The organism is Thiocapsa sp., assembly GCF_035467215.1.
Taxonomy (GTDB): domain Bacteria; phylum Pseudomonadota; class Gammaproteobacteria; order Chromatiales; family Chromatiaceae; genus Thiocapsa.
The window spans coordinates 1-8,079 of the sequence record NZ_DATITZ010000234.1 but is presented as its reverse complement, the minus strand read 5'-3'; the positions used below and the strand labels follow the sequence as shown (position 1 = coordinate 8,079).

Sequence of the window (8,079 nt, the reverse complement as noted above, 5' to 3'; positions counted from 1 at the left end):
GGGAACCAGGTCTGGCTGATCACGGCCGGCGGCGCCATCTTCGCCGCCTGGCCGCTGGTGTACGCGACCGCCTTCTCGGGGTTCTATTTCGCGATGCTGCTCGCGCTCTTCGCGCTCTTCTTCCGGCCGGTCGGCTTCGACTACCGCAGCAAAATCGCCGATCCGCGCTGGCGCAGCGCCTGGGATTGGGGGCTCTTCATCGGCGGGGTGATCCCTGCGTTGGTCTTCGGCGTCGCCTTCGGCAATCTACTGCTCGGCGTGCCCTTCCATCTCGACGATATGCTGAGATCCTTCTATACGGGCAGCTTCTTCGGCCTCTTCCACCCCTTCGCACTGCTGGCGGGCATCCTGAGCGTGACGATGCTGACGATGCACGGCGCGGTCTGGCTTCAGATTCGGGCGGCGGAGCCCATCGCTTCGCGGGCAAAAGCAGCGGCTCGGATCTTCGCACTGATCAGCATGGCGGTCTTTGCGCTCGCCGGGGTCTGGCTGATCATCGGCATCGACGGCTTCAAGGTCGTCTCCATGCCCGCGCTCGATGCGACACCCAACCCGCTCACCAAGGAGGTCGTCGCGGATTCTTGGGCTTGGCTGGCCAACTACGACGCCCATCCTTGGACGCTGCTCTTCCCGGCGCTCGGCTTCGCGGGGCTCTGGGCGACGATGAAGCTCGCGGCGGCCGATCGTCCGGGCTGGGGTCTGGTGAGCGGCAGCCTGGCGATCACGGGCATCATCGTGACCGCCGGGGTAAGCCTCTTCCCCTTCATCCTGCCCTCGCGGACCGATCCCAACAGCAGCCTGATCGTATGGGACGCTGTCTCCAGCCATCTGACCCTGACCGTCATGTTCTGGGCGGCGGTCATCTTCATCCCGCTGATCCTGGCCTACACCACCTGGACCTACACCAAGATGTGGCGGCGTGTGACGGTGGAGGAGATCCGGGAGCAGGAGCATTTGGCGTACTGAGGGGTTCATGGAGACACGTCGGGGTCCGGGGGCCGCTTGGTACAACCCCGGACCATGAGCATCGATCACCGAGAGGACGATCCCATGTGGTATTTCGCTTGGCTCCTGGGTGTGCTGCTGGCACTCGCCTTCGGCATCATCAACGTCATGTGGTACGAATCCGAGGAGTGTTTCCGGCACACCGGGGATGCGCGGCCCGACAATTAAGGGTATGTCCGGGAAAGGAACAACCGGCGTGTAGGTGCGAATTGATTCGCACGCATGCCGTTCGGATCTGCCGGGAATGCGCCGGCGGGAGACGTATTCCCGGAAATCACCTCGACCCTCGGCGTGTCGCCGTCGCGCGCGACGGCACGTCTATCCGGTTCCGGGACTCGCATGGGTGCCTTGGCTGAGGTTATCGGTTCGGCGAGCGCGCGTACGGTGCGATTCCCGGGATTGTCGCCTCGGGCTCGACCCCGGTGGCCATCAGGGCGGCGGAAGAAGACGACTGCAAGTCGTCGATCCCGGGGACGCTGCCGCTTCGCGACGCTCGCCGGCGTCGATTCCGGCTAATCACTTCCGGCCCGTCGATGCTAGCCCGTGGCATGAACGATGCCCCTGCGTCATCGGGCGTTCGAGCCTCGGCCGAGCCGACCCGGCGACGTTTGACTGCGCCGCGCACGGTCCATCTGCATCTGCAGGCGCTGGCTCTGTTGTTGCGCCTCCAACTCCATCAACTGACCCTGCATCCGCGCCCGACCGTCCGGCATCGCACCCGCCCCGTCACGGGGCGCCAGCCGATCCTGCCGACGGGCCGAGTCGATGGCGCGATTCTGCTGCTGAAGAAGCTCGCGGTAACGGATCGCCTCGTTCCACTCGAGCGACTGCCGCCGAGCCGCCTCGGGGGACGACAGCTCGCCGGCCTGCTGTCTCGCCGCTCGCTGATCCTGCTGCAATCTCAACCAACCGGCCGCAGCCCGCTGTGATTGAATCCCCTGCGCCCGCATCGCGTCCGTCTCGGCAGCGAACGGAATGGCCACCCAGAGTGTAGCGATGACGACAAAGAGACAGGCCGTTTGTCGCGAATATCGCACCGTTGCAGTGCGGAAGGGACCTCCGCGCGTATAAAACCTGTGCATGGCTCGGCTCCCACCGTCGACTCAAGCAACTTGCGCCTCCGCAACCCATTGTTTCGATTAAATCACCACCGGAAACCAAAAATTGGCATCCGTTCTGCATTCTTGGGATCAAGACGGACGCTTCCGTTCTTCGGTTTCGTTCTCTGACCTCCTCAGTGGTGATTCGCCCCGCGTCAGCGGGGTTTTTTTTGCCCAGATGAAAATTCACTTTCGACTGCCATGTTGGGGGCTTGGAGAGCGTGCAGGCGTTGCGAGCTCTTACGTTCAACAACAGGAGCCGACATGGCAAAGACCCACGCAATCGATACCGCATTGCTGCAACAGGTCAGATCGCTGCTCGGTCATCGTTGCGAGCATGACGGGCAGGTCTGGCGCCTGATCGACATCCTGCCCGGCGAGGGACTTGTGGTGCTGGAATCGGATCTCGCGAGCCCCCCCATTCAGATGGACCAATACGGCCGCGCCAGCCATCGCGCGAACGCGATCCTGCAGGTCCGAATCCTGGACCCAGTCGAAGGGGAAATCACGCTCGAGATGCAAGAACTCCTGGAGTGCCTCCAATCGACGCTCCGGGCCTGAGCCACGGCCAAGAAGTCCAGTCCGGCCAAACGGACAGAAAGACTCCGAAGATCGCCCAATCGAGAATCTCACATCTAAACCGCGTCAACGCCAACGCCGATCCGTGCGAAAAGGCATCGCCCACCATCACACGGCCCGCCGGGCAGAGGACGCGGTTTAGGCTAGATGCCGCTCGGCCCTCAACAGATCGGAGGCCGTATCCACACCCGGCCCCGGCTCGGCGGCGGCGATCGCCACATGGATACGCTCGCCGTGCCAGAGCACGCGCAGTTGTTCGAGCGACTCCGCCACCTCCAAGGGCGACGGCGACCAGGCCGGATAGCGTTTGAGGAAGCCGACGCGGTAGGCGTAGAGCCCGATGTGGCGCAGAAACGCGACCGTTGTCGGCAGCTCCTCGCGATCGGCGAGAAACTCGTCGCGGTGCCAGGGCATCGGGGCGCGCGAGAAATAGAGCGCGAAGCCCTTCGCGTCCGTGACCACCTTGACGACATGCGGATCGAAGAGGGTCGCCCGCTCGGAGATCGGTGCGGCCAGCGTAGACATGCCGAGATCGGCGATGCCGGCCAGGTCGCTCGCGACCTGATCCAGCAATGCCGCCGGCATCGCCGGCTCGTCGCCCTGCAGGTTGACCACCACCACGTCGTCGTCCCAACCGCGCAGCTCGATGACCTCGGTGATGCGCTCGGACCCGCTGCGGTGCTCGCTGCCGGTCATCACCACCTCGGCTCCGAAGCCGTGACAGACCTCGGCGATGCGTAGGTCGTCGGTCGCGACCAGGATCTCGTCGGCGGCGCTCTCTCGCGCGCGCTCCACGACATGTTGGATCATCGGCTTGCCGGCGATCGATATGAGCGGTTTGCCCGGCAGACGCGTCGAGCCGTAGCGTGCGGGGATGACAACCTTGAATCCTCCGGATTGATCGGACATCTCTCGATCAGACATGGGTCCGTGCCTCCAGCGTACGAAAGAATGCCTCGACGAAGGCCGTATCCAGCTCGGCCTCCACGGGCAGAAACCAGTGATCCTCGCCGGCAAAGGGCGCGCACTTCACGGCGTCCTTCTCGGTCATGAGCACCGGGCCAGGCGGCCAGGCCGCAAGATCCGAGGGAGCAAAGGGATAGTGATCCGGGTATGCGCGACCCTCGACCTCGAGACCCAGACCGCGCAGCATGGTGAAGAAGCGCTCGGGATTGCCGATCGCCGCGACCGCATAGACGGGCCGCCCGATGAAGTCGGCGATCGGCCTTGAGACGGCGGGGTCACGCAGATTGACCGCCGCCCCCGGAACCAGACGCATCCGGTAACCGCCGCCCCTGTCGTCACCCGAGCCGCCGCCATTGGTCAGCACCAGATCGACCGTGGTCAGACGCCCGCGCGGCTCCCGCAGCGGCCCGGCGGGCAGACAGCGCCCGTTGCCCAAGCCGCGCGCGCCGTCGACGACCGCGATCTCGATGTCTCTGGCGAGCCGATAGTGTTGGAGCCCGTCGTCGGCAAGCAGGATGTCTACATCGCCCCGAGACAGTGCAAGCGCACCGGCGGCGACGCGATCCGGTCCGGCAACGATGGGACAGCCGCTGCGACGGGCCAAGAGCACCGGCTCGTCCCCGAATTTGGCGGGCGCGCCGTCCGCAGGCACCCGCCGCGGCGCGACCGCTCCACGTCCGCCATATCCTCTTGTCACGATCCCGGGACGCCAACCGCGCGCCCGAAGCAACTCTGCGAGCTTCAGAACGGCCGGGGTCTTGCCGGTCCCGCCGACGGTGAGGTTGCCGACCACCACCACGGGCACAGGCAAGCGCCGACTCGCGAGCCAGCCTTTGCGATAGCCCAGGCGGCGCAGTTGGACCACCAGACAGTAGAGCCAGGAGAGCGGCGCGAGGATGAGGCCGAGCGGGTGACGGCCGTACCAGATCGCATTCGGGTCCACTACTTGCGCCCCCAACCCCTCTCGGGTGGGCCGCGGCGCGCGAGGCTCGACGCAGCGCCGAGCGAGTCGTGCGGCCCGACGTCGGCACAACCGAAACCGCGTCCGGAGCGGCATGCATCGTCTTCATTTCGCATTTGGCTTTGGAGATTTCCTCGATCGCGGTGAGACGCAGTTTAAAATTTACTATTTTTTAGTATCTTAAACCGCGCCGACTCCAACGCTCGTCACGTCTGCAGAGGCCGATCCCATCCAAAAACATCGCATACCGAGCCGGGCGCGGTTTAAGACGCGGCCGGGGGCTCGCCGGCATCGTGGAATTGGAGGCGGTGCAGCCGGGCGTAATAGCCGTCCTGCGCCAGCAATTCGAGGTGGGTGCCCTGCTCGACGACCTGTCCGTTGTCCATCACCAGGATTCGGTCGGCGTTCTCGATGGTCGAGAGACGATGGGCGATCATCAGGGTCGTGCGGTTCGCCATCAACTCCTGAAGCGCCGCCTGGATATGGCGCTCGGACTCGGTGTCGAGCGCGGAGGTGGCCTCGTCCAGGATCAGGATCGGGGCGTCCTTGAGCATGGCACGGGCGATCGCGAGACGCTGGCGCTGCCCGCCCGAGAGCATGACGCCGCGATCGCCGATCCGCGTATCGAACCCCTCGGGCATCGCCTGGATGAAGTCGAGCGCGTGGGCGTTGACAGCGACGCGCTCGAGCGTCTCGCGGCTCGGCGGCACGGACTGACCATAGGCGATATTGTTGGCGATGCTGTCGTTGAAGAGCACGACGTCCTGACTCACCAGCGAGATCTGGGCCCGCAGACTCGCCAAGGTCAGCTCGTGGATCGGGATGCCGTCGATCAGGATCTCGCCCGCGGTTGCGTCGTAGAAGCGCGGCAGCAGGCTTGCGACCGTGCTCTTGCCGCTGCCGGAGCGGCCGACCAACGCAACCCGCTCGCCCGGAGCGATGACGAGGTCGAGATCCCGGATCGCCGGCGGCTTGTCGGGCGAATAGACATGGGTGACGCCGCGATACTCGACGCGTCCCTCGGCACGTTTCAACGTCCGCCGTCCTCGATCGCGCTCTTCCTCCGCATCCAACAGCTCGAACAGGCTCTGGGCGGCGATGATGCCGCGTTGCAGATGGGCGTTGACCGAGGTCAGACGCTTCACCGGCGGCAGGAGCAGACCCATGGCGACCACGAATGACATGAAGGTGCCGACCGAGATGTCTTCCTTCAGCCCCTGCATCGTAGAGAGATAGACGATCACGGCGATCGCCACGGCCGAGATCAACTGAACCAGGGGCACGCTCGCCGCCTCGGTCGCGATCATCTTCATCTGCAGCGAGCGGGTCTTCTCGTTGATGGCGCTGAAGCGGCGCGATTCCAGTGGCTGCCCACCGAACGCCTTCACCACCCGATGGGCCTCGATCGCCTCCTGCGCGACCTGCGTCAGCGCACCGACCCGGTCCTGGATACGCCGGCTGTGGCGGCGAAAACGCTTGGTCGCGTACTTGACCGCACCGGCCATGAGCGGGCCGATCACCAGGAAGATCGCCGAGAGTGCGGCGTTCAGATAGAGCATGTAGGCCATCAGGCCGATGACCGTGAAGCCGTCGCGGACCAGGGTGGTGATCGCCGATGTGGCCGCCGTAGCGACGTTTTCGACGTTGTAGGTGAGCTTCGCGAGGATGTGTCCCGAGCCCTGATTGTCGTAATAGCGCGTCGGCGCACGCAGCAGATGCTCGAACATCTTCTGGCGCAGATCCGCGACCACGCGTCGGCCGACCCAGCTCAGACAGTAGTTGTTGATGAAGCCGGCGATCCCGCGAAACACAAAGAGCACCACCAACACGAACGGCATGAGGCGCACGATCTCCTCGTTGCGATCCACGAAGCTGCCGTCGATCAACGGCTGCATCATGGCCGCGAAGAGCGGCTCGGTCGCCGCGAAGGCGATCATGGCGACGATCGAGACGCTGAACATCCGCCAGTAGGGTTTGACGTAACCGAGCAACCGCCGATAGATGGGACCGGCCTCGACCTCGGAGCGGGATGCGTCATCGGTCATTCAGCGACCTCCCCTGCCGATGGCTGCCCGGACTGCGGCACGGCCGGCGCGGCGGTTTGCCCGGACGCGGGTCGCGTCGGCTCGGCATCCGAATCGGCCTGCGTGATACGGGTCGCCGCGAAGGCGATCCGCACCAGACCGGCCTGACTAGCCGCATCGAGCGCCGTCATCACCGCCTGATGCGGCGTCTGTGCATCGGCCTGGATCAGCACGGGCAAAGGCTCGCGCTCACCGAGGCGTTCCTTCAAGACATCGACCAGGGTCTCGGTCTTGCGATCGCGCACGGCCCGATCGTCGACATTGAAGGACCCGCTCCGGTCGATGACGAGCCGGATCATCTCGGGCTCCTCGGCCGGGATCTCCTCGCCTTGCGCCTCGGGCAGCTGCACGCGCAGCCGCGCCTCGTCTTTGAAAGTGGTGGAGACCATAAAGAAGATCAGCAGGAGAAAGACGACATCGATCAACGGCGTGAGGTTGATGTCGGCCGGGTCGCGACGGTGCGGACGCAGATTCACGCGGAGACCTCGCCGGCCTCGCGCTCGCCCTTCATCACCTCCACGAGCCGCAGCGACTGCTCCTCCATGTCGAGTGCGAGCCGTGCGACCTTATTGTCGAAGAAGCGGTGGAACATCAGCGCCGGGATCGCCACCGACAGGCCGGCCGCCGTCGTGATCAGCGCCTTGGAGATCCCGCCGGCGAGTACGGCAGCATTGCCGACTCCGGCGTCCATGATGACGCCGAAGACGTCGATCATGCCGAGCACTGTTCCAAGAAGACCCAGCAGAGGGGCTACCGAGGCGATCGTTCCCAAACTGTTCAGAAATCGCTCCAGCTCGGCCACCACCTGCCGGCCCGTGTCCTCGATCGCCTCCTTCATGATTTCGCGCGAGTGGTTGCGGTTGATGAGTCCGGCCGCGAGCAGACGCCCGAGCGGGGAGCCGGTGCGGATCTCCTCGATCCGCGCATCGGTCAGCTCGCCCCGGCGGTGCCATTCCCAGATCCTGACGACCAGATTCGCCGGCATGATCCGCGAGCGGCGCAGCGTCCAGCCACGCTCGATCACGACGGCGGTTGCGATGATCGAGCAGGCGACGATCGGTACCATCAGCCAACCGCCGGCATACATCACTTCAAGCAAGAGGGAAGCTCCTTAAACCGCGCCCAGTGCGGTATGCGATGTTTTTGGATTGGATCAGCCTCGGCGACATCGACGGCCGCCGGAACTGGCGCGGTTTAGAAAAGATTCAAAAACAACCGAAACGTGAATCAAGGCGTTCGCCTTTGACGCACGAACGCAATGGTACTCCCTCGACCCGCATCGGCAAGCCGAGGCAGCACGGCGACCTCGGTCCGCAGCGCGCGGGCGCGCTCGACCCCTGCTTACCCCATCGGAGTATGTTAGCCTTCCGCCGCATTGCCGAAG

General features: G+C 64.9%; 10 protein-coding genes. 4 read left to right on the top strand and 6 right to left on the bottom strand.

The genetic code is table 11. The features are described from left to right. Together cydB and cydX are read left to right on the top strand one after the other, a co-directional pair. A partial coding sequence (gene cydB / locus VLR48_RS13220) for a cytochrome d ubiquinol oxidase subunit II (RefSeq protein ID WP_325292243.1) occupies positions 1 to 966 on the top strand: 966 nt, incomplete at its 5' end. An 84-nt stretch (positions 967 to 1,050) separates the two neighbouring features. Beyond that, a complete protein-coding gene (gene cydX / locus VLR48_RS13215) occupies positions 1,051 to 1,173 on the top strand; it encodes a cytochrome bd-I oxidase subunit CydX (RefSeq protein WP_325292242.1) in 123 nt (40 codons plus the stop codon). Between the two features lie 398 nt (positions 1,174 to 1,571). Here the strand turns inward: cydX and VLR48_RS13210 are convergent, their stop codons facing one another. Next, positions 1,572 to 2,087, bottom strand: coding sequence for a hypothetical protein (locus VLR48_RS13210; RefSeq protein WP_325292241.1), 516 nt, complete (start codon positions 2,085 to 2,087; stop codon positions 1,572 to 1,574). A 282-nt stretch (positions 2,088 to 2,369) separates the two neighbouring features. Between VLR48_RS13210 and VLR48_RS13205 the strand changes: the two genes are divergently transcribed. Next, positions 2,370 to 2,666, top strand: a complete 297-nt coding sequence (locus tag VLR48_RS13205; protein WP_325292240.1) for a hypothetical protein — start codon at positions 2,370 to 2,372, stop codon at positions 2,664 to 2,666. 156 nt (positions 2,667 to 2,822) lie between these two features. Here VLR48_RS13205 and kdsB read toward each other — a convergent pair whose 3' ends face one another. The 5 genes from kdsB to VLR48_RS13180 all read right to left on the bottom strand — a co-directional run bounded on the left by kdsB (position 2,823) and on the right by VLR48_RS13180 (position 7,794). Next, positions 2,823 to 3,608 carry a 3-deoxy-manno-octulosonate cytidylyltransferase gene (kdsB, locus tag VLR48_RS13200; protein WP_325292239.1) on the bottom strand — a complete coding sequence of 262 codons (786 nt, stop codon included), beginning with the start codon at positions 3,606 to 3,608 and terminating at the stop codon, positions 2,823 to 2,825. Beyond that, positions 3,601 to 4,593, bottom strand: a complete 993-nt coding sequence (gene lpxK / locus VLR48_RS13195) for a tetraacyldisaccharide 4'-kinase (RefSeq protein WP_325292238.1) — start codon at positions 4,591 to 4,593, stop codon at positions 3,601 to 3,603. The genes kdsB and lpxK overlap by 8 nt, the downstream gene beginning before the upstream one ends. 281 nt (positions 4,594 to 4,874) lie before the next feature. Beyond that, complete coding sequence (gene msbA, locus VLR48_RS13190; protein ID WP_325292237.1) at positions 4,875 to 6,656, bottom strand: lipid A export permease/ATP-binding protein MsbA; 1,782 nt, start codon at positions 6,654 to 6,656, stop codon at positions 4,875 to 4,877. Next, on the bottom strand, positions 6,653 to 7,171 hold the full coding sequence (locus VLR48_RS13185; RefSeq protein ID WP_325292236.1) for a biopolymer transporter ExbD: 519 nt from the start codon (positions 7,169 to 7,171) through the stop codon (positions 6,653 to 6,655). Before VLR48_RS13185 ends, msbA begins: the two co-directional genes overlap by 4 nt. Next, positions 7,168 to 7,794: a MotA/TolQ/ExbB proton channel family protein gene (locus VLR48_RS13180; RefSeq protein ID WP_325292235.1), complete on the bottom strand. Its 627-nt coding sequence runs from the start codon at positions 7,792 to 7,794 to the stop codon at positions 7,168 to 7,170. Before VLR48_RS13180 ends, VLR48_RS13185 begins: the two co-directional genes overlap by 4 nt. Before the next feature lie 38 nt (positions 7,795 to 7,832). Between VLR48_RS13180 and VLR48_RS13175 the strand changes: the two genes are divergently transcribed. After that, positions 7,833 to 8,079: hypothetical protein (locus VLR48_RS13175; protein WP_325292234.1), on the top strand; the 247-nt coding region annotated here is incomplete at its 3' end.

Coding starts and splice junctions, on each gene's coding strand:
- VLR48_RS13205 (WP_325292240.1), top strand. CDS start 2,370: ATGGCAAAGACCCACGCAATCGATACCGCATTGCTGCAACAGGTCAGA.
- msbA (WP_325292237.1), bottom strand. CDS start 6,656: ATGACCGATGACGCATCCCGCTCCGAGGTCGAGGCCGGTCCCATCTAT.
- kdsB (WP_325292239.1), bottom strand. CDS start 3,608: ATGTCTGATCGAGAGATGTCCGATCAATCCGGAGGATTCAAGGTTGTC.
- cydX (WP_325292242.1), top strand. CDS start 1,051: ATGTGGTATTTCGCTTGGCTCCTGGGTGTGCTGCTGGCACTCGCCTTC.
- VLR48_RS13210 (WP_325292241.1), bottom strand. CDS start 2,087: ATGCACAGGTTTTATACGCGCGGAGGTCCCTTCCGCACTGCAACGGTG.